Consider the following 22,638-nt stretch of genomic DNA (forward strand, 5'->3'; position numbering starts at 1 on the left):
CGGAATCCGTCGTCAGGCGGTCGATTTGCCGCGGCCGGAAAACAATGCGCTTACCAGCACCAGGATCACGCCGACGGTGATGCTGGAATCCGCCACGTTGAAGGCTGGAAAGTGCCAGTCGTTGTAGTGCAGCGACATGAAATCCAGCACGTAGCCGCGCGCTACCCTGTCAATGAGGTTGCCGCCCGCGCCGCCCGCCATCAACGCAAGACCGACTGCCCAAAACCAGTCGCCGTGCGCCGAAGCGTTGCGCAACATAAGGACGATCAGCGCCAGAATAACCAGGCCCAAAACCAGGAACATGGCGTTTTGCCAGCCTGAGGCACTGGAGAAAAGGCCGAAAGCCGCGCCGGTATTGTGCCAGCGCACGAGATCGAAGAACGGCAGCACGGGGATGCGTTCGAGTTCCACCAGGCGTGCGGCAACCAGCCATTTCACGCCCTGATCCAAGCATGCAAGCACAGCGGCGATAGCCATCAGCCAGCCGAAGCGGGGTGTTCTCAAGCCCATAGGCGCACCTCACCCGCGCCATCAAGGTTCGTAACGCAGCGATCACATAAGCCGTGACGAGGATCGTCTGCGGGTCTGACGGTAACGCGATGCCAGCAGCGCTCACACTTCGAATGCGGGCTGGGCCGGCACTCCGGCGCCTGTTCCGCGTTGCCTTCCTTGAGCTCCACGGCAGCCGAAATGAACACGAAGCGCAACTCGTCTCCAAGCTGCCGCAATGCCTTCAGCGTAGCCGCGTCCGCTGTCACCAGCAGCTCGGCTTCCAGCGACGAACCCACCAGGCCGGCCTGCCGAGCATCCTCCACAACGCCCAGGACGCGCGAACGAACCTCCCGCAAGATGTCCCAATTGGCGCGGCAATCCGGCAACTCCGGCAGTTCGTGCGGCTCCGACATGAACACCGACGCGGCGCGTTCGCCCGGCATCGCGCGCCAGCATTCCTCGGCGGTAAAGCTCAGCACCGGCGCCAGCCAGCGCACCAGGCATTCGGCCAAGTGCCAGAGCGTGGTTTGGGCCGACCGCCGGCCATGGCTATTCGCCGGCATCGTGTAGAGGCGATCCTTGATCACATCCAGGTAGAAATTGCCCAGATCGACCACGCAGAAGTTGTGCACTACCTGAAAAATCGAGTGGAACTCGTAGTTGCGGTAGTGCTTCCAGACCGCCTGGTCGAGCGCGCGGGTCCGCCGCAGGGCCCAGAGGTCGAGATCCACGGCCTGCTCGGGCGCGACGGTATGCCGCTCGGCATCGAAGTCATGCAAATTGCCAAGCAGGAAGCGCGCTGTGTTGCGCAGGCGCCGGTAGGCATCGGACACGCGCCGCAGGACATCGGTTGAGATGCTCATCTCGCGGCGGTAATCGGTGGTCAACACCCACAAGCGCAGCACATCGGCGCCGAGCTTGTCCACCACCTCGCGCGGATCCACCACATTGCCCAGCGACTTGGACTGCTTGCGTCCCTGCTCGTCCACGGCAAAACCGTGGGTCAGAACGGCGCGGTAAGGAGCCTGGCCGCCGATTGCCACCGCGGTGAGCAGCGAAGACTGAAACCAGCCGCGATGTTGATCCGAGCCTTCCACGTACAAGTCGGCCGGACTGTCGAGTTCCGGGTGCTCACCGCCTACGCAAGAATGCACGAGCCCGGAATCCATCCAGACATCCATCACGTCGGTAACCTTTTCGTACCGCTCCGCCTCGGCCCCCAACAACTCCGCGGGGTCGAGCTCAAACCAGGCTTCAATACCCGTTTCGTCCATGCGCTCGGCGATCTTGTGCATCAGGGAGGCCGATTCAGGATGTGGCTCGCCAGTTGCGCGATCCACCAGCAAAGGCAGGGGAACGCCCCAGGCGCGGCTGCGGGAAATGCACCAGTCCGGGCGCGTTTCCACCATTCCCGCGATCCGTTGCTCGGCCCAGCCCGGGTGCCAGTCCACGTCCTGAATGGCATGCTGCGCCGCTTGCCGGAGGCCGGCGCGATCCAGGCCCACGAACCACTGCGGCGTGGAATTGAACAGCAGCGGGCGATGGTGCCGCCAGCAGTGCGGATAGCTGTGCGGGTAGTCTTCCTGGCACAAAAGCATGCCCCGGCTCTCCAGAATAGCCGGAATACGCCGCTCGGCCTCCTCCACGTGCAAACCACCCACCAACTCGGTACCTTCCAGAAAATGGCCATTGGCGGCCAGCGGATTGTCCAGCGGAAGCCCGGCACGGCGGCATAACTCGAAATCGTCCAGCCCATGCGCGGGCGCGGTATGCACCGCACCGGTGCCGGCCTCCAGCGTGACGTGGCCAGCGGCCAGTATCGGTACGAGGCGGTCAATAAAGGGATGCCTCAGCGCCACACCGGCCAAATGAGCCCCCCTCAGCACAGCCAGTTCCCGTGGTTCGCCTTGCGCCCCATAGCGCTTGAGCACCTCCGGAGCCAGGGCTTTCGCCACCACGAGGCGTTCGGGGCGCTCGCCGATGCGCGCCTCCAGCAAGACATAATCGAAGCTGTCGCTGAGCGCGACGGCCTGGTTGGCGGGCAGAGTCCACGGCGTGGTGGTCCAGATCGGCACACAGGTGGGTGCGTCACTGTCCTGCACGCCCTCTATTCGCGCATAAAAGTCAGCGGAGTCCTCGACGCGAAAGCGCACATCCACGGCAATCGAGGTCTTGGTTTCGTACTCGACCTCCGCTTCTGCCAGCGCCGACCCGCAATCCAGGCACCAGTGCACCGGCTTCTGGCCGCGATACACATGGCCGCGGGCGAAAATCTCGGCGAAGGCGCGAATCTGGTTGGCTTCGTAGCGCGCCGCCATGGTGAGATACGGACGGTCCCAGTCGCCAAGCACACCGAGCCGGCGAAAGTCCTTGCGCTGGTCATCAATCTGTCCCGCGGCATATCGGCGGCACGCCTCCCGGAACCGGGCGCCGTCCAGCGCCGCGGCCGGTTGGCCAAGCTCCTTTTCCACGCGCACTTCGATTGGCAGTCCATGGCAATCCCACCCGGGAACGTAGGGGGCATCGTAACCATCGAGGATCCTGGACTTCACGATGATGTCCTTCAGCACCTTGTTGTAGGCGTGGCCGATGTGAATCGACCCGTTGGCATACGGCGGGCCATCGAGCAGCACGAACTTCCTGCGCCCCGCGGTGTGTGCGCGAATCTTCGCGTAACGCCCCTCGCGCTCCCATTCCGCCAGCATTTCCGGTTCGCGACGCGCAAGATTGGCGCGCATCGGAAATGCAGTGCGCGGCAGGTTCAGGGTGTCGCGATAGTTGGCCATGACAATAGAGCGGCAGTGTGGGCAAACGCTAGGCGGCGCGCAAGAGTTCCCGCGCGGCGCTTGCATCGCGGTCCATCTGTGCGCGCAGTGCGTCCAGATTCTCGAAGCGCACTTCATCGCGCAGCTTGGCCACCGGTTCCACGTCCAGAAACCGGCCATACAAATCGCCGCTGAAATCGAAGATATGGACTTCGAGTATCTTTTCCGTACCGCCCACGGTTGGCCGGCGGCCAATGCTCGCAACTCCCGGCAACGGTTCCGCGGCCGGGCCATGCACACGCACTGCAAAGATGCCGTCCAACGGGCTGACGCGCCGCTCAAGCCGAATGTTTGCCGTCGGATAACCCAGTTGGGCGCCGCCGATATTCAACCCCGGAACCACGCGCCCCCCCATGCAATAGGGCCGCCCCAATAGCCTGCCGGCGAGCCGCATGTCGCCATTCGCCAGGGCCTCACGCACCCACGAACTGGATACGCGGCGGCTGTCCAACCGGAAGGGACGCGCCACTTCCACGCCGAACCCGTGCTTGGCCCCGCCCTCCCGCAGGGTGCTGATATCTCCGCGGCGCATGTAACCGAAGCGGAAATTAGGACCCTGCACTACATACTTGGCATGCAGGCGTTTCGCGAGCACATCCGCCATGAAGACGTCAGGCGCCAACCGCCGCATCCTCTCATCGAACGGCGGGCAGTAGAAGGCGTCGATCCCGGCGATTTCCAAGGCCGCAAATTTCTCGCGCAGGGTCATCAAGCGGGCCGGAGGTTCACCCTGCGCCAGGTGCTCCTTGGGCGAAGGCTCGAAACTGAACACGATGGCGGCCAGCTTGCGCTCGGCGGCGGCCTTGCAGACGCGCCGCAGGATGTCCAGATGCCCCAGGTGCATGCCGTCGTAACCGCCCACCGTCACGACACTTCCCTGGTTCAGCGAATTTGGCAAGCTGGAGATACGGCGAAATAGGAGCATCGCTTGCTGGGCTGAGGTCTGGGTGGGCGCGGGATTGGTTCCTCCGGGAAAGCAACCAACCGTCGGTGGAGGAATTATCCTCCGATATGGAGATTATATGAGCCGCGGCTTGGGCCCTGAAATCCCGAAAGCGCCACAACATCTACCCGCGCTGAAGCCCACCGTCCGTGTCGCGCCAGCGGTGGCCGGTCACAAACAGGCACGTGAAATAAGCCAGCGCCGCGCCGCCCACACAGGCCAGCATCCACAGACCGCGAACGGCCGTCGAGACTTCGGACCAGCGCGCCGCGTCCGGAGCGAACTCGACCAGCAGCAGGCAGATAGTGGCCACGGAAACGCCAATGCGCAACAGCGGCCTGAACATTGCCCCCCGCTTGCCCTCAGGATCCTGCCTCACGAACAACAGCCAGAGAGCAGCCGCGTTGATGCTGGCCGCCAAGGCAGTGCCTGCCGCCAGCACCGCGTGCGGCGCATGCATGCCCTGGCTCAGCCAGTACCAGAGCGCCGGCAGCGTTACCGCAAATTTGCAGGCCAGCGCCAGAATCGCCACCCGCACGGGCGTTTTCATGTCCTGGCGCGCAAAGAAAGAAGGCACCAGGGTCTTGATACCGATCAGTCCTGGCAATCCCACTGCATAGGCCTTGAGGCTCACGGCTGCCATTTCGACGTCCAGCAGGTTGAACTTTCCGCCCAGGAACAGGGTTGCCATGATCGGCTCCGCCAGGATGAACAACCCGGCGGCACAGGGCAGCGAAATGGCCAGACCCGAGCGAATCGCCCACCCCGTTGACGCCAGGTACTCGTCCCGTTCGCCGGCCGCGTGCAGGCGCGACAGCTTGGGCAGCGCCACCGTAGCCAGGGCAACCCCGAACACTCCGAGTGGAAATTCCATCAGGCGTTGGGAAAAATTGAGCCAACTGATGCTCCCGGATCCGAGAAAACTGGCAAGAATCGTGTCCAGCACCACGCCCACCTGAGCCGCCGACGAACCGATGATGACGGGCACCATCAAGGTAAGGATGCGCCGCACTTTCGAGTCGCGCCAACCCCATTGCGGCCAAAACGAGCCGCAAGTGGAGCGGGCAAAGAACAGCAGGAACGCCATTTGCGCCAAACCCGCGGCGAATACGCCCCAACCCAGCACAGCGGCCTGCGGTTTCGACTGCATTGCATAAAGGCTGGCCGCCGCAATCAGGCTGACATTCATCAGCACCGGTGTGAAGGCCGCGGCCGCGAACTTGCGGTGCGCGTTCAGCACAGCGGCCAGCATCGCCGTGATCGAAATGAAAAACAGGTACGGAAAGGTACGGCGCAGCATCGTTACCGCCAGTTCGTAGGATTCTCCGCCTTGCAGCGCGAAACCCGGGGCGCACAGCCAGACGAAGAGCGGCGCAAATATCACGCCAATGACCGACACCAGGGCTACGACCGCGCCCAGCGTGCCCATGACACGGCTCAGCAGATCCCGCAACTCTTCCTTGTCGTCTCCGGCCTCCATACGCTCCGAATAAACCGGCACGAAGCTCTGCGACAGCGCCCCCTCGGCGAAGAAATGCCGAAACAGACTTGGAATCCGGAAAGCGACGATAAACGCATCCATCACCACGCCGGCGCCCACGAACCGCGCGAACGCAATCTCGCGCGCCAGGCCGAGAACGCGCGATACCGTGGTCAGTCCCGCGACCAGCGACCAGGACCCCAGTAGTCCCTTTTTCTTGATGTCGTCCATCCCAGCCGGCAGTTTAACGACGCTCGCCCCCGGCCCGAAAGAGCTATCGCGGAAATACTGCCCAGCGGGAGGAGAGTTATACTCCCGACGCATGGACGTGCAAGCAAGCAATATTCCGGAGAAGGAAGAGGTACGTATTCGGCCGTTCTGGTATTCGGATTACTTCATCTTTCCCAAGCTCATCACCATCGTCACCACGCTCGACAAGCACGGTCGCGTGAACGCCGGAGCCTATTCGCACATCATGCAATACGACGTGATGCACAAGAATCCGCGCATCATGCTGGGCGGCCGCAACACCGCTCACACCTTCAATAACATCAAGGAGACGGGGGAATTCGTCGTCAACTGTCCCAAGTACGACACGTTGGAAGACATGATGGAGACCGGCCGCTTCTATCCCGAGGGCGCCAACGAACTGGATTACACGGGCTACACCATGATTCCGTCGCGCAAGGTCAAGCCGCCGAGCATTGCCGAGTGCCCGCAAATCCTCGAATGCACGGTCGATAAGATTTACGAACTCGACCGCACTCAGCTTCACGTGATCGGCAGGATCGAGGCCATAGTGATGGACAAGGGACTGGCTGCCCTGCCCCGCGCCGAACGCCTGCCGGCCATGAATTTGCCGGTGGGGCTGGGCGACGAGAAGCGCAAGGACTATTTCCATACCTCTACCCACGATGTGGTTATGCACGTGCTGGGCGACCCGCCCGAAGTCGATGTGCCGGCGGTGGAAACGGACGAAGCGGAAGAGACCGAGCCGGCGGACGCAATGGAATGGGACGCGGAAGCGACGAAAATGCTTGAGTCAGTGCCAAAAATGCTGCGCAAGATGGTCAGCGGTCAGGTGGAAGCGGCGCTGCGCGACCGCGGCGAAGAAACGGTGACCGGTCCGCTGTTCGAGGGACTGGCGCGCGAATTCGGGATGAGCGAGGAACTGCTGCAAAGATATCGCACCGATGCGGACACGCCGGCTTAGGTTCGACCGCAACGGCGAGCCCGCCGACGTGGTGCGGCTCGAAGAAGTCGAACTGGGCGCTCCCGGCCCGCGCGAGGTAATCGTGCAAACCGAAGCCAGCGCGATGCATATTGCCGATATCAAGCTGGTGCAAGGCATTGACGCGCTGCGGCGCCCGCTGCCGGTTACCCCGGGTTTCGAAGGCGTGGGCACGGTCGTGGCAACTGGCGCGAACACCGATTACGAACCCGGCGAGCGCGTTTTTCTTCCGCTGGGCTGCGGGACCTTTTCCGAATATGTGCGCGTGCCCATCGACGGTCTGGGTATGCGGCGCGCGCCCGCCGGAGACCCCGAACAACTGGTGCTTTCGAACATCAACGGCGCCACGGCCTGGACCCTGCTCGAGGACTTCGCAGAACTCGCCAAGGGCGACTGGGTGCTGCAGGACGCCGCCAATTCCAACGTCGGGCGCTACCTCATCGTGCTGGCGGCGCAACGCGGAATACGAACGGTGAATGTGGTGCGCCGACCGGAAGTCCGCGCCGAACTCGTGGCCTTGGGCGCCGACGTCGTAATCCTCGATGGCCCCGACCTGCCAGAACGCATCCGCGAGGCCACCGGCGGCGCCGAGATTCGCCTCGGTATCGACGCGATTGCCGGCGAGGCGGTCATGCGCATGGCGGACTGCCTGGCCGACGGCGGGCAAATCGTCAATTACGGAACCCTCACCGACACGCCCTGCCAGATCGACTTCTGGCAGATGTTCCTGCATGACATCCGGTTGTGCGGCATGTCCACAACGCGCTGTTTCGCCAATCGCACCCCGGCGCAAATCGAAGAACTCCAGGAGGAGATCGCCCGGATGGCCACCGATGGCCGCCTGGAAGCGAAGATCGCTGCCCGCTACACCCTCGACGAATGGCGCGAAGCCTTCGCCCACGCCGCCCGCACCGGCACCGCGCGCGATGGCAAGATCATAGTTCGCCCCAACGGCTGAGCGAGCAACTGCGCGCTGGAGCCGCCGCAAAACCGCAGAGTACCTTCGCGAGCTTGGACACGGAGTATCATAATGCGTAGGGGGAGCGCAAAACTGCACAAGGCCGCTCCCGGGAGCACTGCCATGCGCAAACACACAACTCGTTCGGTTGGCTTTGCCGCCAGCTTTCTATTATTCACGGTTATGCCGCCGGTTCAGGCGCAGGATGCGGACGGAGCCGACGCGGAAGAACCGGTTGAACTTGCGCCGCAGGTCGTTACCGGCAGCCGGCTGCGTGGCGGCGTCAGCGCTTCGCCCGTACTCGTGCTCACGCGCGAGGAAATCGACCGGCGCGGCTTGCGGGACATCGAGGACATCGTTCGCTATATCCCGCAGAACTACTCCACAATAACCGCCGGCGGCAGCTTTGACGCCCAGTCGCCCCGCTTCGCGCAAGGCCTGGTTACGGCCAATCTCCGAGGCTTGGGAGAGGGCTCGACACTAGTCTTGGTCAATGGCTTCCGAATCGCGGCGTCTCCCGCAGAATCCGGCACGTTCACCGACATCTCGACGATACCCTTCGGCGCCATTGATCGCGTTGAAGTGCTCACGGACGGGGCCAGTGCCGTGTATGGCTCGGACGCCGTAGGCGGCGTAATCAACTTCATCCTGATGAAGGACTACCAGGGCGCGGAGACCTCAGTGCGTTACGAAAGCAGCAGCTCCGAGGGACACCGCAGGATAGTGGAGCAGACTTTGGGACTGACTTGGGACACCGGGTCGTTCATGCTGACGGGGGAATTTCGCGGTGAAGACGCGGTTCTGGCAGCCGACGCCGGCATCGACACCGACGGCGATTACCGCGAGCAGGGAGGTAGGCGTTTCCCCGTAAATTACGCGCAGCCTCCGCTGCTGTTGCGGTTTGGCAGCTTCCCGGCCAACGCACCTGCCGGAACCCGGGTCGCCCTGCTGCCACCTGGCGACGGCTCCAACATCAATTTGGACGAAATTCTCTATGTCTCCAATGAGGAATGGCAAACCCAATCCGGCAACTTCAACCTGGTGCCGAGCGGGACATCGCTGCTGAGCAACAGCGAGGCGACGCCCTCGGGCGATCACCTGGCGGGCTACATGAACTTTTCCCAGGAACTTGCAAGCGGCCTGACGATCGGCATCAGCGCCCTCTACAGCGAACAGGATGACTCGCAGGAATCCTTTGGACAGTCCATAAGCGGCGTTGTGCCCACCAGCAATTACTACAACACCTTGGGCGTACCGGTTTACGTCGCCTACAGCCTGGAGCGCGAAATCGCCGACGGGAAACTGCGTCCCTTTATCCGCTTCACGGAATCGGACCGATACGACGTGACGACCAGCCTGACCTGGGATCTGCCGATTCGGGACTGGCAGGCACGCTTGAGCCACAGCCGCGGCAAGAACGCGATATACAACACCTACTTCAATACACTTCTATCGCGCTCGGACGAATTCCAGGCAGCGCTCGCCAGTCCGGACCCCGCCACAGCTTTCAACCCCTTCGGCGACGGCACCTTGCAACTGGATGACCTGCAACAGTTTCAGGAGGACGACGACCGCGGCAACCGTTCCGAGACACAACGTATTTCTTCGCTGAACTTCGACGGCGCAATACTCGAACTTCCGGCCGGCGAGCTGCGGGTCGCCCTAGGCGGCGAGATGCGCACCGACACGCTCGATTTCGAGGACTTCGGACTCAACCCGTTTACATTTTTCTTCCCGGACGCACCCGACATCGTGCCCGAATCCGACAATACCGCCTGGTATGCGGAAATTTCCATCCCGATTGCGCGCGACCGGCCCGGCCTGCAGCAACTCAATCTAAACCTGAATGGCCGCTACGACAGGTACAAGATTGAAGGTCCGTTCGACGGCCCCTTGAGCCCGAACCGCGAGCGCACGTTCAGCGATTTCGTGCCGCTGGTCGGCATTGTCTGGTATCCCGTGGACTACCTGAAAATTCGTGGGACATGGAACGAGTCGTTTCAGGCTCCCACCCTGCAGTCGCTGTTCAACCCTCCCGATTTTCTCAACCCGCCGTTTACACCACCGTTCTTCGCGATTTTCGATCCGCTCAATCCGGATTCCAACGGCGGCCCCTTCGTGCCGGTGTATCCGACCGTTGGGCTGGGCGGAAATCCGAACCTGGAACCGCAGGTGTCGGACAACCTGAGCTTCGGCTTCGACGTGTCGCCGCCGGGCATACCGGGGCTTACCTTGTCCGCCACCTTCAACCGAACCGACTTCACCAACAAAATCGGCAGCCTCTGGAGCGCCCTGGGCTATCCCGGAACCTTTGCGCTGGAGAACGCGAGCTTGTTCCCGGGATTGGTGGAACGCAACGAGGAAGGGATACTCACTCTGCTTTCGAACCAGGACGGCAACCTGTCAGGAGTGCTGAACGAGTCCTTGGATGTGAAGGCCAGCATGAGCTTCGGGACGCGCTACGGCGACTTCGTTGCCGGGATGCTGCTGACCCGCAACTTCACGCAGGAGGAAACAGCGGCTCCGGGCGTGGAAACGCTGGAGCGGCAGGGCACCCACCTGGGGCCGCCGAAACTGCGCGGCAACATGTATCTGGACTGGGATTGGCGGAACTGGCAGGCGGGCGTAACGATCACGCACTCTTCCAACTACGAGAACACCGACGAGCTAGCCTTGCGCCGCGATGTGAGCAGTTACACGACCGTGGACGTTCAGGCCACATACCACTTGTACGACGCCGGGTGGCGGTTTACGCTGGGCGTGGACAACGTTTTCGACAAGGACTTTCCGTTTGTGGACAACTTCCAGGGCGTGGATTCCTCGCGCGTTGATTTCCGCCGGCGGGTGGTGGTGTTGGACGTGGCCAAGGAGTTTACGTGGTAGGCCAGCATGAGCCGTTTGTCCGCTGCATGATGCTTGTACACAGAACTTTGCGTAAGCCTGTCCGTGGGCCGGTGCGGGCTGGAGCGACTGTCCGAGCCGATGCGCTATCCGGATTGGCGCTCGGCCTGGCGCTGCTTGCCGTGTCCGGCTGCGAGGTTGCTGACACCGAGAGCACCGGCGGCTCCGTAGCGACCGAAGCCGAGTCGGGCAGCGCCGCATACGTGAACGATGACACCTTCCTCGAGGAAGTGTTCGAATCGGCCTTACCGGTGCTGGTGGACTTCACCGCCACCTGGTGTGCGCCCTGCAAGGAGGTGGACCCGATCGTGGACGAACTGGCCGCGCAAATGGACGGCAAGGCCAAGGTGGTGAAACTCGACATCGACGAGTCGCCCAACATCTACCGCCAGCTCAATGTTAATGGCGTCCCCACCGTGATCTTCTTCAACGAAGGCCGCGAGGAAGACCGGATCTCCGGGGCGCAACGGCGCGAAATCTATGTCAAGTATCTCGCCGCAATGGTGGAAGGCAGCGATATGCTGGATACGCGCCTGGAATTGCTGAGCCAGGACGAATACCGCGAGCACTTCATACTCTCGCGCGAACTGGACGATATCGAGGCCATGCTTCCGCACCGCGCCGATCTGCTGACCCAACCCTTTGCCGACGGCCGCACGCCGTTGTCGGCGGCGATCAAGCGTCCGAGCGTGCGCCAGGAGGCGCTGATCGCGCTGATCCTTTCGCGCGGTCCGGACATCGGCCTGCACGATCTCATGGGGATCGGACGCTGCGAGGATTTTCTGGCGGCGGTGGAAACCGATCCCGAGCTGGCCAACCGGCCCGATGCGGACGGCGCCAGCCCCCTGTGGCTGGCATTGATGGCCGGCGTGAGAAAAAGCGATGCGCAATGCGCCCTAGCCTTGCTGGAGTCCGGCGCCAATCCGGCGCAGGCAAGCGACTCGAAATACTACTTGCCGCGGGCAGTGCTGTTTTTCGAAGACCCTCTGCTGCTAGGCCAGTTCCTCGACAGCGGAATGGACCCGGCGCAGACCGACGGGCAGGGGATGAATGCACTGCACCTCGCTGCCATGTATGGCTACTACCCCCTGGTGGAAACGCTGCTCAATTACGGAATGAACCCGGAACAACGAAACGGCGACGGCGACACCGCGGCAGAGATGATCCGCGCCCGGCACCAGCGGCGCGAGGAGCTGTGGCTGGAGCGTGGGCCCGCCGATTCCCCGGATATCCGAGCGGCCATTCAGGAATTACAGGACAACACGCGCAGGATGCTGGAACTATTGGAGACGCGCCAAACCTGATGGGTGTTTGAGGGCCGGCGCAAGGGGGCCGATATGCAGAAGTTTCGCTGGACCGCGATTGTAGCCATTGTGACTTTCGCTGCTGGTTTTGCAGTAGCCCAGTGGGGGCCCTGGAACGCCGGGCAAGAGACCGCGATACCGGCGGCTGAGCGGCCCCAGGCGGATGCAGATGCGATGGAGCTGCCGGTAGCTGCTCGGCAACTCTGGTTCGGCGACATGGCGCCATACAGCGGCGAAACGCTGGCCGACGCCGACCTTGACGCGCTGCTGACAACCCTCCGGGAACGCATGGAGGCCGAAGAAACGCTGGCGGATTTCGAGCGCGAGGCGCCTGTGTATATGCATAGCCTGGTTAGGCGTCTGGCCATGCCGGAGCTCACGCCGGAGCAGAGCGAGAAAGTCTACGCCTACCTGGACGAGCTTGCCGACAAGCACCCGGACCATCGGCAGATCATTCAACAGCGCCGTGAACTGCTCGAAGGGTTTTACGCAAAGGCCAATGAGCGGGGAATGCCGTTCAACCTGGCGGCATACAGATGGTTTTCTCAGGTAAGCGATATCGACCCCGGCGGCGAGACTTTCTCCGATGCGGACCTCGACGTTTTGCTGCGGTCTCTGGATCTGTTGCTGACCATGCCCGCCACACTCGCGGACTTTGAGTCGGAAGCAGGGATTCACTTGTGGCGATTCGGCAACCGCCTGCAGATGGGCCGCCTCACGGACGAACAAACAGCGCGGGTTGCGGACTATTTCGAGGATGTCGCCGCCCAGCATCCTGACGCTGCGGAAATGATCGAACGCAACCGCTTCCAGGTGCAAAATCTGCTGCCCGGGCGAACCGCCCCGAACATCATCGGCAACGATCTCGACGGGGTGCAATTCGCCCTGAACGACTACCGCGACAACATCGTGGTCATCTATTTCAGCGGCCAATGGTGCGGGCCGTGCCGAACCGAGTATCCCTACAAGCGCTTCATGCTGGAGCTGTACAAGGACGATCCCGTAGTGATTCTGGGCGTCAACAGCGATGAGGAAATCGAGACCATTCTCGAAGCCAAGGAAGACGAGGGGCTGGATTACCGCGTATGGTGGGACGGCCACGGGGAAGTGGGCACCGAAGGCCCCATTGCCAAGGAATGGAACGTCACGGGTTGGCCCTCCATCTACATCCTCGACGAAACCGGCGTAATCCGCTACGCCCAAAAGCGGCATGCGGAAGTGATCACGTCGGTCAACACGCTGCTATGGGATCTGCAGCAGCGCCAGCGGGAACAAGCCTCCGATATGGAAGCGGACGACCAGACCGAAACGCGGGACACGGCGGTAATCGAAGCTCTGCCGCTCAAGGCGCCCGAAGTCGAAGCCTGAGGGCCACTGTTCATACTTGGGGCGCGGCTTTAGCTTGCCCGCGCCAGGATTCGGGATTCCGCTGGTCTTCCAGACCGCGGCTCTCAGGTCAGGGAAGCAGTATGGTGGAACCGGTAGTGCGCCGCGCCGCCGCGTCAGTATGCGCCTGGGCTGCTTCCCGCAAGGGATAGCGCTGACCAATGGCGATTGACAGCACTCCCGAGCCGACCTGATCGAAGAGCACAGCCGCGGCGTTTCTCAGTTGCTCCGCAGTCACCACGAAATCGAACAGCACGGGCCGCGTCAGCTTGAGCGAGCCGCGGCGCGCAAGCTCCATCGGCGCGAACGGCTCCACCACGCCCGTTGCGTTGCCAAAGGTCACCATGGTGCCGCGGCGGCGCAAACAATCCAGCGACTGGTAGAAGGAATCCTTGCCCAGCGAGTCGTAAACCGCAGCAACGCCACCGCCGCTTAGTTCCCGCACCCGGGCCACAAAATCGGGATCGTCGCCCAGCACGACCTCGGCGCAGCCGGCCTTGCGCGCAATATCGACCTTGGCACTGCTGCCCACCACGCCGATAACACGCGCCCCCAATGCCGCCGCCCACTGTGCCGCAATCTGCCCCACGCCCCCGGCTGCCGCATACAAGAGCACCGGGTCGCCAGGCTGCACCGGATAGCTGTGATGCAGTAAATACCAACTGGTCAGCCCCTTGAGCATCATCGAAGCCGCCTGCTCGTAGCTGATGCTGTCCGGCAACCGAACGATGCGATCAACCGGATAGATTCTTTCCTCGGCATACGAGCCGACCGGAGGGGTGCAGTAAGCCACACGATCTCCCGCGGCTATGCCTTCGACCCCCTCCCCTACCGCCAACACATCGCCGGCGCCTTCCGAACCCAAACCACTGGGATACTCCAGCGGGTAGACGCCGGTGCGGAAGTAGATGTCGATGAAATTGAAGCCGATGGCCCGATTGCGCAGCAACACCTGCCCCGGCCCCGGAGCGCCCACCTGCACGGCGCGCCACTCCATAACTTCCGGCCCGCCGGCCCGATCCACCTGAATCGCATGTGTCATATCCAAATTCTATCCCGGCGCCAGCGAACCTGCTCGGCCAACGCGGATAGGAACTATGATCAGGAACAGTATGGCGAACGAAAGAGTATGGCCGATGTGGAACCCACCGCATCTGGGCGAATTCATCTGTCAGAGCAAGGATCATTGGGACTGGAACGTGACTGAAACAGCGAAGTGTCTGCGCTGCGGGCGCGCCAGGTTTTCGCGTCTGCTGAACAGCAAGGCAGGCTTGTCAGCGAAATTGGCGTTGGCGCTTCAACACATCGGCTGGGATATCGCCGGCCACTGGGCGCGGATGCAGGCGAGCTACGAGCTTCGAAGGCGCGTCGAGGTCGAGCTTCCACCGAACGAGGCGCTAAAGAAGTTCTACAAAGAATTGGAGCGCAAGATCTGGCTGTTCCAGAGGGGTTTGACCAAAATACTCGTCGAGGTCGACGGAATGTACCGGGAGTTTTTCGATCTGGATCGGATGCGCGAGAAGTTGGACCCGATCCGAAGGAAGGAAACCGATCCCGTGCGCCACTGGGGACGCAGCGAACTTAAATGACCTATGCACCGATGATGATAGTCGGCGGCTGCGCCGGGCATTACGCTTGACGTAAAGCGGAAGAATCGTCTAGGATGGCGTTTGCGAGATCGGTGCACTACAGGAACCTTTCGTGATCTTCGGCTTCTACGACAGGAAGACTGAAGCGTTCTACCGGGGGCGCCGAGTGGCAGCTTTCTCCGGCTTTGCCCGGACTGCCTCGCGCAAGCTGGACCAATTGGACGCGGCCACCCGACTTGGCGACCTCGCTCGGCCGGGCAACCGCCTGGAAGCACTTAAGGGCCAGCGCAAGGGACAGTGGAGCATCCGCATCAACGACCAATGGCGGATCTGCTTCAAGTGGCCCGAAGGCAGCCCGGGGCCGACCGAGGTGCAGATAGTGGACTACCATTGATGAGGAGGCATAACATGCGCGAACCCATCCATCCTGGCGAGACTCTGCGCGACGATCTCGACGCACTCGGCATGAGCGCAGCGGAGCTTGCGCGGCGGATTGAGGTGCCGGTGAATCGCGTCACGCAGATTCTGAACGGCCGCCGGGCGGTGACCGGCGACACGGCGTTGCGCCTGGGGCGCTTTTTCGGGACCTCGGGGGAGTTCTGGCTTAACCTTCAGAAACTCTACGAACTGCGACTCGCGGAGCGCAAGAGTGGCGCCGAAATAGCCCGACTTCCGACCTTGGATGCGAGTACGGGTCTGCACGCCACCGGCTGAGAGAAAACCAGTTGCCGAATGCCGTGGCAGGCTGCGGTGCGCTCTCGGCAAGCGCCGCGCTCGGCCAGTCTTCGCTCGTTTGCCGTGAAGCCGCGCACCAGATGCTCGCGAAGGGTGCGCGTGGCCCATTGGCGAAATCGCACGCCGCGTTTGGAATTGACGCGGTAGCCAACCGATATGATGGCGTCGAGATTGTAGTGCTTCATCCGGCGGCGCACCCGCCCGTTTCCCTCGGTTTGAACTAGTAAGAAATCTTTACTAGTTGCCTCCGCCTCCAGTTCTCCGCTGGAGAACACGTGGCGCAAATGCATCACGATGTTCTGAGGCCTCGTTCCGAATACGGTTTCCATATCGCGCTGCGAAAGCCAGACCGTCACCTGCTCAAGGCGCACATCGACACGCACCTCGCCGTAAGGGCTGTCATAGACGACCATTCGTGCCCGGTCGGTTTTCCGTGGGCTGTGGCAATGGAGAATTAGTTTGTTTTGCGGCGCCGGTCAAGGCTGTTGGAGGTGCAGGAATCAGGCGCGGCGGCCAAGGTCTCCGCGTGTTCCTCCGTGTGCCGCCGACGCGGCGCTTCGGTCTGGTTTGGCCCATACGATAGCGGCCGAGGCCAGCAGGATGGGCAGCAGGGAAGCATAAAGCACCGCGTTCCAGCCTAGCGCCTGCATCACCACCCCGGCGCTCAGCGAACCCACGGCTGCGGTGCCGAAAACGGCGAAATCGTTTAGCGCCTGGACTTGGAAGCGCTCGCCGGGACGGTATGTGCGCACCAGCAACGCCGTGCCGCCCACGTAAAGGAAGTTCCAGCCGACCCCGAGTAGCACCATTGCCGCCCCGTAGTGGAGAATGTGCCTGCCCGCCAGCCCGGCGACGAGGGTAGCGCCCAGCAGCACCGCGCCCACCTGCATGATCCGACCCACGCCGTAGCGCGCGATAAGGTAGCCGGACACCAGCGACGGAAGATACATGGCAAGGACGTGACTCTGGACGATGTTTGCAGTTACCTGCAGCGAATACTCATCCACCACATGCATCGCCAGCGGGGCGGCGGTCATGACGAACGACATCACGCCCTGCCCGATCGCAGCCCCAATCACTGCCGCGATGAACAGGCGCCCGCCCGCAATCGCGCGCAGCGGGCGAACACGCTCGTCTGCATTGTTCTCAATTGACACCGATGTTGAGCGCAAGCCCAGGAGAGCGGCGCCGGCGATGACATAACAGCCGGCGATGGCGGCAAACGCGCCGCCAAACGGCAGGCCAGGAATCCAGGATTCGCCTTGCGATACAAGACCGGGGCCAAGAATAGCCCCGATCATGGCCCCTGCCAGCACCACCGACACGGCCTTTGGAGCCGAGGCCAAACTCACGCTTTCCATTGCGGCAAACCGGTACTGCAGCGAGAAGGCCGCCGCACAGCCAACCATCACGGTGGCGGTGCAGTAGAGCGCGAAGCTATGGGTAGAGATGGCCGCGATGGCGAGCAGTGTGCCGAGCGCTCCGACACCCGCGCCGAGCGCCAAACCGCGGGCGCGACCGATGCGGGCCATGGTCCAGGAAGCCAGCACGGTGCATAGCGCCGTGCCGACGATCAACAACGAAATCGGCAAGGTGGCCAGCGCCGGGTTGTGAGCCAGTTCGCGGCCGACAATGCCACCTATGGTCACCACGGCAACCGTGCCTGTAACCGCGGCTGCCTGCGCCAGCACCAGGATCGCCAGGTTGCGATTCAGAAGTTCGGAACGAATAGCCGGCCTCGGCGAAATCTCGGACTGCGGCACGATAACAGGCGGCAACGACCGGGCGCAATCGTGCAGCGGGGCGGCACGTCGTATTGACAGCCCCATGAGGCTCCGCCACAATGCGCGCCCATGGCCAATTCAGCACAAGCCGCCAAGCGCGCGCGTCAAGCCGTAAAGCGCCGCTCCCGCAACATGCCGATGCGCTCTAAGCTGCGCTCGGCTATCGCCGGAACCGTGCGCGCTCTGGATGCAGGAGACGCGGAGAAGGCGGCAGCGGCCTATCGCAAGGCCACTCCCATCATCGACGCGATGGTCGGCAAAGGCGTTATTCACGCCAACAAGGCCGCCCGCCACAAGAGCCGCCTCAACAAGCGCCTCAAAGCCCTCTCCCCCGACTAGGCGCGGCACAGCGTCTGGGCCGGCCGCGCCCGGCCGCCCAATGTACTGTCTAACGCAGCCTCACGGCAGTGCCGCTGACGGCTACCATGAGCATGCTGTTGCCCCTGCCCATCACCTCATAATCGAGATCGACGCCGACCACGGCGTCGGCGCCTTTGCTGCACGCCTCCTCCGACATTTCGGCCAGCGCGGTCTCGCGAGTGCGCCGCAACTCCTTTTCGTATGCGGCCGAGCGCCCACCCACAATGTCGCGGACTCCTGCCAATATGTCCTTGACGATGTTGGCGCCCGCTATCGCTTCGCCGGTCACGACGCCCCGATACTCGCGGATTGTCTTGCCTTCAACAGTTGGCGTGGTGGTGATAATCATTTTTGCATCTCCTTTCTTTCTAGTCTCTGCATGACGGCGGTTGCCAGCGCCGCCGTCCCGCGCCCGGTGAGGGCCGAAATCGTGAACGCCGGCGCCTGCCAATCCAGATGGCGAGACAGCCGCTCGCCGAGTTCGGCCGCTTCCTCAACCGACACGAGGTCCGCCTTGTTCAATACCAGCCAACGTTCGAGGCGCGCCAACGCGGCGTCGAAAGCCTGCAACTCATTGCCGATCTCGGCGACCGACTCTGCCAGCGTTTCCACGTTTGCCGCGCCGCCTTCGGGGTCCGATAGATCAACCAGGTGCAGCAGCAACCGGGTGCGGCGCAAGTGCCTGAGAAAACGAGAGCCAAGGCCGACACCGGCCGCCGCGCCGGGCAGCAGACCTGGAATGTCGGCCATCACGAAGCTCTGCATGGGGCCCACGGCCACCACGCCCAGTTGCGGATGCAGCGTGGTAAAGGGGTAGTCGGCGACCTTGGGACGCGCTTCGGAAACCGCCCTCAGCAGTGTGGATTTGCCTGCATTCGGCAGTCCCAGAAGTCCCACATCTGCAAGCAGCGTCAATTCCAGTGCTAGTCGGCGGGCTTCTCCCCGCGTACCCGGCGTGTACTGGCGCGGCGCGCGATTGACGCTCGACTTGAATCGGACATTTCCTCGTCCTCCTCGACCACCACGCGCGACCAACAATTCAGGTTGTGCGGTGCTCAGTTCGCCTAGCACTTCGCGAGTGTCCGCCTCGGTAACTCGGGTGCCGGCAGGCACCGGAATCTCAAGATCGGCGCCGGCCGCGCCGCTTCGCTCCCGCCCCGCCCCGCCCTTGCCGTGTCCGGCCCGAAACTCCTTGCGGGCGCGAAAGTCGGCCAGCGTATTGACTCCGGGCGCCACGACCAGCGTCACGTCGCCACCGTCGCCGCCGTCACCGCCATCGGGACCGCCGCGGGGCACGTATTTTTCTCTGCGGAAACTCACACAGCCGTCGCCGCCGTCGCCGGCACGAACGCGAATCATTGCTTCGTCGGAGAACCGCATGCCTGGCTACCCTGGGCAGTGACGAGTGAAATTACCACGACGGCTGGACTGCGTTGTCCGTCGCTTGCATAGCCTCGATATGCGCACTCCCTGCGTCCTGCCCGCCGCGCGCCTGAACCGCTGCGGCGCGACGCGGGGTTTCGCCAAAGGCTGCTAGTGCGCTGTGCCGGAAGGAACGACCGACACGAAGCGGCGGTTTGCCGGCCCTTTACGCTCGTACTTTACGACGCCGGAGGCGGTCGCGAACAGCGTGTGATCGCGCCCCAGGCCGACATTGTCGCCGGCGTGGAAGGCAGTCCCGCGCTGGCGCACGAGGATGTTGCCCGCCAGCACCTGCTGGCCACCATACTTCTTGATTCCCAGCCGTTTGGATTCGGAATCGCGCCCGTTGCGGGAGCTGCCTGCAGCTTTTTTATGCGCCATTCGTCAACTCTCCTTGCTTGTCTTGCTTGCTGCCGCCTTTTTCGCGGGTGCCTTGGCTGCCGTCTTCTTCTTGGCCGGGGCTTTCGCTGCAGCTTTCCTTGCCGGAGCCTTCGCTGTCGTCTTCTTGGCCGGAGCCTTCGCCGCCTCTTTCTTGGCCGGCGTCTTCTTGACCGCCTTATTGGCAGGGGCTTTGGCTGCCGCCTTCTTGGCTGGGGCTTTCGCCGCAGCTTCCTGGTCAGCAGCCTTCTCAGCCGCCGCCTTCTTGGCCGGCGCTCCCTTGCCCGTAGCCTTCTCAACCGCCGCCGACTTGGCGTCGGGCTTCACAACCGGTTCTATCCCGCCTATCTCAAGCATCGTGAAATGCTGGCGGTGCCCCAGCGTACGACGATAATCCTTGCGCCGCTTGAACTTGATCACTTCGATCTTGCGTCCCCTTCCATGCTCGCAAACCGTCGCGCGCACCTGACCGACCGGATTGCCGGCAGTGCCGATCCGGGTTTCCTTGCCCTCCTCGCCGCCAACAAGCATGGCGTCAAAGCGCAGTTCGGCGCCCACATCGGCGCTCAGCCGCTCCACCCGAAGCCGCTGACCTTCGCTAACCCGATACTGCTTGCCACCGGTGCTGATCACCGCAAACATCTGCATTCTCCATGGCCTTGACCGGCCGGGGCGCGATTATATCCGTAATGGGCCAAATACGCTTGCTGTGCGAGGCGTTTGCGCCCGGCGCCCGGCGCGGAGAGGCGAACGGTTGGTGTTCCGGCCAAGGCGTTATGAAAACACCAGACCGCCGTTGATGTCCACGCTTGCGCCGGTCATGAAGCTGGCCTTCGAGGACGCCAGAAACGCTACCAGTTCCGCCACTTCCTCGGATGTCCCTTCGCGCCCCAGGGGCGTGTTCCCCGCAACATTCGCGCGCACGGCGTCGGTGGTGAAGGTGTCGTGAAACGACGTGGCAATCATTCCGGGGCAAACACAGTTTACGCGGATGTTGCGCGGCCCCAGTTCCTTGGCGAAGGCGCGCGTAAGCGACATGACCGCGCCCTTGGCAGTCGCGTAGGCGGACGCACCGGCGCCGCCTCCGTCGCGACCAGCCTGGGAGGCCAGATTGATGACCGATGCGCCGGAGTTCATGTGCGGAACCACAGCTTGAGTGGTCAAAAAGGCGCTGGTCACGTTGAGCCTCAGCACGCCCTCCAGAAAGTCCTCGGTCATGTCCGCCAGCGGCTTGCGGGCAACCAGACCCCCCACTACATTCACCAGCACATCAATGGAATCGCCGAAAGCTTCACAGGTGCGGCTTACGAGGCTTTCCACATCCTTCCGCCGGGTCATGTCGCCGGGCAACGCGACCGCGGCGCCGCCCGCTTCGGTGATCCGCCTTGCCGTGGCCTCGCCAGCTTTGCGGCTGCCGCGGTAGTTCACCGCCACTTGCGCGCCGCGCGCGGCAAGCGTTTCGGAAATCGCCCGCCCGATATCTCGGGAACCTCCAGCCACGATGGCAACTTTTCCTTTCAAGTCCATTACACGTTTTCTCCCAGCGCTAATTCGAATGCTTGGAGGCGAGCGGGCCGATCCGCCCGCCGAACACCCACACGGAGAGCACGGCAAGCGGCACCAGCAGCGCGCCCAGTATGAACACCGGCACATACGAGGTCGCGCTCAGGGCCGGGACAAGCCAGTTCATGACCACTACCCCCACGACTGCCGCGGTGCCCCCGACGCCGGCAAGCGAGCCCACCGACTGGTCGGAAAAGAAATCGCTGGGCAAGGTCTGTATGTTGCCGATCGCGATCTGGAAACCGAACAGGATGACCGAAATCAACAGCACGGCTGACAGCGGCGTGGCCGCGAAGGCCGTGGCGATCAGAGCCGGCAACATCAAGGCGCCGCCGAAGGTGATGGTGAACTTGCGGGTGCGGTTCACTGTCCAGCCCTTGCGGATCATGGCGCTCGCCAGCCAGCCGCCGAACAGTGCGCCTGCCGCTGCGCCTACGTATGGCAACCAGGCGAACAGGGCGATCTGCTTGATATCGAAACCGAAGACTTCCGCCAGATAAATGGGCAGCCAAGTCACGAACAGCCACCAGATCGGATCAAGAAAGAACCGTGACGCGATGACGGACCAGCTCTGCCTGTAGCGCAACATTTCCAGCCAGCCGGGAGCCGCCTGCTCCTTATCGTCTGCCTGCCCAGCCCCCTGCATCTTCTGGCCCGAAAGAATGTATTGGCGCTCTTCTTCGGAAAGCCAGGGATGGCGTTCGGGCGGCGCCTTGTAGAGGAGCAGCCAGGGAATCACCCACAGCAGTCCCAAAGCGCCCACGGCCACGAAAGTGCCTACCCAGCCGAACTGGAGGAACAAGACCAGGATGACAAACGGGGAGATGATCGAGCCGATAGACGCTCCGGAATTGAATATGCCCTGAGCCAGAGCACGTTCCTTGATCGGAAACCACTCGGCATTGCACTTGGTGGCCCCGGGCCAATTGCCCGCCTCGCTCACTCCCAGGCTGAAGCGCACCAGCCCGAAACTCACCACACCGCGCGCAAGCGCATGCAGCATGATCGAAACGGACCACACCACAATCGCCAGCACAAAGGCGAGCCGGGTTCCTATCCTGTCGAAAATCTTGCCGAACAGCGACTGGCCGATGGCATAGCCGACCATGAAGCAATTCACTATCAGTGCATAGTCGTCCTTGTCCATGCCCAGGTCCTTCGAAATCTCCGGCCACATAAGGGCAAGCGCATTGCGATCCACGTAGTTGATCACGGTCGCAACCGCCACGAGTATCACAATGATCCACCGCAGGTTGGGTATCTTCATGCCGTCAATCAAACCTCCTG

General features: G+C 62.7%; 21 protein-coding genes and 1 pseudogene. 9 read left to right on the plus strand and 13 right to left on the minus strand.

Going from position 1 to position 22,638, the window contains the following annotated elements:
• Positions 1 to 12: 12 nt before the first annotated feature.
• The 4 genes from lspA to murJ all read right to left on the minus strand — a co-directional run bounded on the left by lspA (position 13) and on the right by murJ (position 5,971).
• On the minus strand, positions 13 to 510 hold the full coding sequence (gene lspA / locus ACWCOO_RS06950; protein ID WP_446830273.1) for a signal peptidase II: 498 nt from the start codon (positions 508 to 510) through the stop codon (positions 13 to 15).
• Positions 501 to 3,278, minus strand: coding sequence for an isoleucine--tRNA ligase (ileS, locus tag ACWCOO_RS06955; protein WP_446830274.1), 2,778 nt, complete (start codon positions 3,276 to 3,278; stop codon positions 501 to 503). Before ileS ends, lspA begins: the two co-directional genes overlap by 10 nt.
• Before the next feature lie 28 nt (positions 3,279 to 3,306).
• Positions 3,307 to 4,215 carry a bifunctional riboflavin kinase/FAD synthetase gene (locus tag ACWCOO_RS06960; protein ID WP_446830275.1) on the minus strand — a complete coding sequence of 303 codons (909 nt, stop codon included), beginning with the start codon at positions 4,213 to 4,215 and terminating at the stop codon, positions 3,307 to 3,309.
• Between the two features lie 169 nt (positions 4,216 to 4,384).
• Positions 4,385 to 5,971 carry a murein biosynthesis integral membrane protein MurJ gene (murJ, locus tag ACWCOO_RS06965; RefSeq protein WP_446830276.1) on the minus strand — a complete coding sequence of 529 codons (1,587 nt, stop codon included), beginning with the start codon at positions 5,969 to 5,971 and terminating at the stop codon, positions 4,385 to 4,387.
• Between the two features lie 91 nt (positions 5,972 to 6,062).
• Here murJ and ACWCOO_RS06970 point away from each other — a divergent pair, with 91 nt between their 5' ends.
• The 5 genes from ACWCOO_RS06970 (at position 6,063) to ACWCOO_RS06990 (ending at position 13,502) form a co-directional block, all read left to right on the plus strand.
• Positions 6,063 to 6,953, plus strand: coding sequence for a flavin reductase (locus ACWCOO_RS06970; protein ID WP_446830277.1), 891 nt, complete (start codon positions 6,063 to 6,065; stop codon positions 6,951 to 6,953).
• Positions 6,934 to 7,929 carry a zinc-dependent alcohol dehydrogenase family protein gene (locus tag ACWCOO_RS06975; RefSeq protein ID WP_446830278.1) on the plus strand — a complete coding sequence of 332 codons (996 nt, stop codon included), beginning with the start codon at positions 6,934 to 6,936 and terminating at the stop codon, positions 7,927 to 7,929. The genes ACWCOO_RS06970 and ACWCOO_RS06975 overlap by 20 nt, the downstream gene beginning before the upstream one ends.
• A 183-nt stretch (positions 7,930 to 8,112) precedes the next feature.
• Positions 8,113 to 10,812 (plus strand): TonB-dependent receptor domain-containing protein, encoded by a 2,700-nt coding sequence (locus tag ACWCOO_RS06980; RefSeq protein WP_446830279.1) that lies wholly within the window; start codon positions 8,113 to 8,115, stop codon positions 10,810 to 10,812.
• Between the two features lie 47 nt (positions 10,813 to 10,859).
• Positions 10,860 to 12,134, plus strand: a complete 1,275-nt coding sequence (locus ACWCOO_RS06985; RefSeq protein ID WP_446830280.1) for a thioredoxin domain-containing protein — start codon at positions 10,860 to 10,862, stop codon at positions 12,132 to 12,134.
• Positions 12,135 to 12,167: 33 nt separating this feature from the next.
• Positions 12,168 to 13,502 (plus strand): peroxiredoxin family protein, encoded by a 1,335-nt coding sequence (locus ACWCOO_RS06990; protein ID WP_446830281.1) that lies wholly within the window; start codon positions 12,168 to 12,170, stop codon positions 13,500 to 13,502.
• A gap of 88 nt (positions 13,503 to 13,590) precedes the next feature.
• Here ACWCOO_RS06990 and ACWCOO_RS06995 read toward each other — a convergent pair whose 3' ends face one another.
• Positions 13,591 to 14,562, minus strand: a complete 972-nt coding sequence (locus ACWCOO_RS06995; RefSeq protein ID WP_446830282.1) for a quinone oxidoreductase family protein — start codon at positions 14,560 to 14,562, stop codon at positions 13,591 to 13,593.
• A 55-nt stretch (positions 14,563 to 14,617) separates the two neighbouring features.
• On the opposite strand from ACWCOO_RS06995, the gene ACWCOO_RS07000 reads away from it, so the two are divergent.
• From ACWCOO_RS07000 to ACWCOO_RS07010, 3 genes are all read left to right on the plus strand, one after another.
• Positions 14,618 to 15,109, plus strand: a complete 492-nt coding sequence (locus tag ACWCOO_RS07000; RefSeq protein ID WP_446830283.1) for a hypothetical protein — start codon at positions 14,618 to 14,620, stop codon at positions 15,107 to 15,109.
• Positions 15,110 to 15,221: 112 nt separating this feature from the next.
• Complete coding sequence (locus tag ACWCOO_RS07005; protein ID WP_446830284.1) at positions 15,222 to 15,503, plus strand: type II toxin-antitoxin system RelE/ParE family toxin; 282 nt, start codon at positions 15,222 to 15,224, stop codon at positions 15,501 to 15,503.
• A 14-nt stretch (positions 15,504 to 15,517) separates the two neighbouring features.
• Positions 15,518 to 15,823 (plus strand): HigA family addiction module antitoxin, encoded by a 306-nt coding sequence (locus ACWCOO_RS07010; RefSeq protein WP_446830285.1) that lies wholly within the window; start codon positions 15,518 to 15,520, stop codon positions 15,821 to 15,823.
• On the opposite strand, the gene ACWCOO_RS07015 is transcribed toward ACWCOO_RS07010, so the two are convergent.
• Both ACWCOO_RS07015 and ACWCOO_RS07020 read right to left on the minus strand, forming a co-directional pair.
• Positions 15,730 to 16,257, minus strand: coding sequence for a virulence RhuM family protein (locus ACWCOO_RS07015; RefSeq protein ID WP_446830286.1), 528 nt, complete (start codon positions 16,255 to 16,257; stop codon positions 15,730 to 15,732). The genes ACWCOO_RS07010 and ACWCOO_RS07015 overlap by 94 nt on opposite strands.
• 87 nt (positions 16,258 to 16,344) lie before the next feature.
• Complete coding sequence (locus tag ACWCOO_RS07020) at positions 16,345 to 17,673, minus strand: MFS transporter (protein WP_446830287.1); 1,329 nt, start codon at positions 17,671 to 17,673, stop codon at positions 16,345 to 16,347.
• A 24-nt stretch (positions 17,674 to 17,697) separates the two neighbouring features.
• Here ACWCOO_RS07020 and rpsT point away from each other — a divergent pair, with 24 nt between their 5' ends.
• The gene (gene rpsT / locus ACWCOO_RS07025) at positions 17,698 to 17,967 is read left to right on the plus strand and encodes a 30S ribosomal protein S20 (RefSeq protein WP_446830288.1); all 270 of its coding nucleotides are present in this window, start codon (positions 17,698 to 17,700) and stop codon (positions 17,965 to 17,967) included.
• Between the two features lie 49 nt (positions 17,968 to 18,016).
• Here the strand turns inward: rpsT and ACWCOO_RS07030 are convergent, their stop codons facing one another.
• The 6 genes and pseudogenes from ACWCOO_RS07030 to ACWCOO_RS07055 all read right to left on the minus strand — a co-directional run bounded on the left by ACWCOO_RS07030 (position 18,017) and on the right by ACWCOO_RS07055 (position 22,618).
• The gene (locus tag ACWCOO_RS07030) at positions 18,017 to 18,337 is read right to left on the minus strand and encodes a heavy metal-binding domain-containing protein (RefSeq protein WP_446830289.1); all 321 of its coding nucleotides are present in this window, start codon (positions 18,335 to 18,337) and stop codon (positions 18,017 to 18,019) included.
• Positions 18,334 to 19,368: an Obg family GTPase CgtA gene (gene cgtA / locus ACWCOO_RS07035; protein ID WP_446830290.1), complete on the minus strand. Its 1,035-nt coding sequence runs from the start codon at positions 19,366 to 19,368 to the stop codon at positions 18,334 to 18,336. Before cgtA ends, ACWCOO_RS07030 begins: the two co-directional genes overlap by 4 nt.
• A 153-nt stretch (positions 19,369 to 19,521) precedes the next feature.
• Positions 19,522 to 19,791 carry a 50S ribosomal protein L27 gene (gene rpmA / locus ACWCOO_RS07040; protein ID WP_446830291.1) on the minus strand — a complete coding sequence of 90 codons (270 nt, stop codon included), beginning with the start codon at positions 19,789 to 19,791 and terminating at the stop codon, positions 19,522 to 19,524.
• A 333-nt stretch (positions 19,792 to 20,124) separates the two neighbouring features.
• Positions 20,125 to 20,430 (minus strand): annotated as a pseudogene (gene rplU / locus ACWCOO_RS07045) (50S ribosomal protein L21); the annotation flags it as partial.
• A gap of 132 nt (positions 20,431 to 20,562) precedes the next feature.
• Complete coding sequence (locus ACWCOO_RS07050) at positions 20,563 to 21,315, minus strand: SDR family NAD(P)-dependent oxidoreductase (protein ID WP_446830292.1); 753 nt, start codon at positions 21,313 to 21,315, stop codon at positions 20,563 to 20,565.
• 19 nt (positions 21,316 to 21,334) lie between these two features.
• A complete protein-coding gene (locus tag ACWCOO_RS07055) occupies positions 21,335 to 22,618 on the minus strand; it encodes an MFS transporter (protein WP_446830293.1) in 1,284 nt (427 codons plus the stop codon).
• Positions 22,619 to 22,638: the final 20 nt, after the last annotated feature.

This window comes from Candidatus Foliamicus sp. (genome assembly GCF_965221325.1).
GTDB lineage: Bacteria > Pseudomonadota > Gammaproteobacteria > Steroidobacterales > Foliamicaceae > Foliamicus.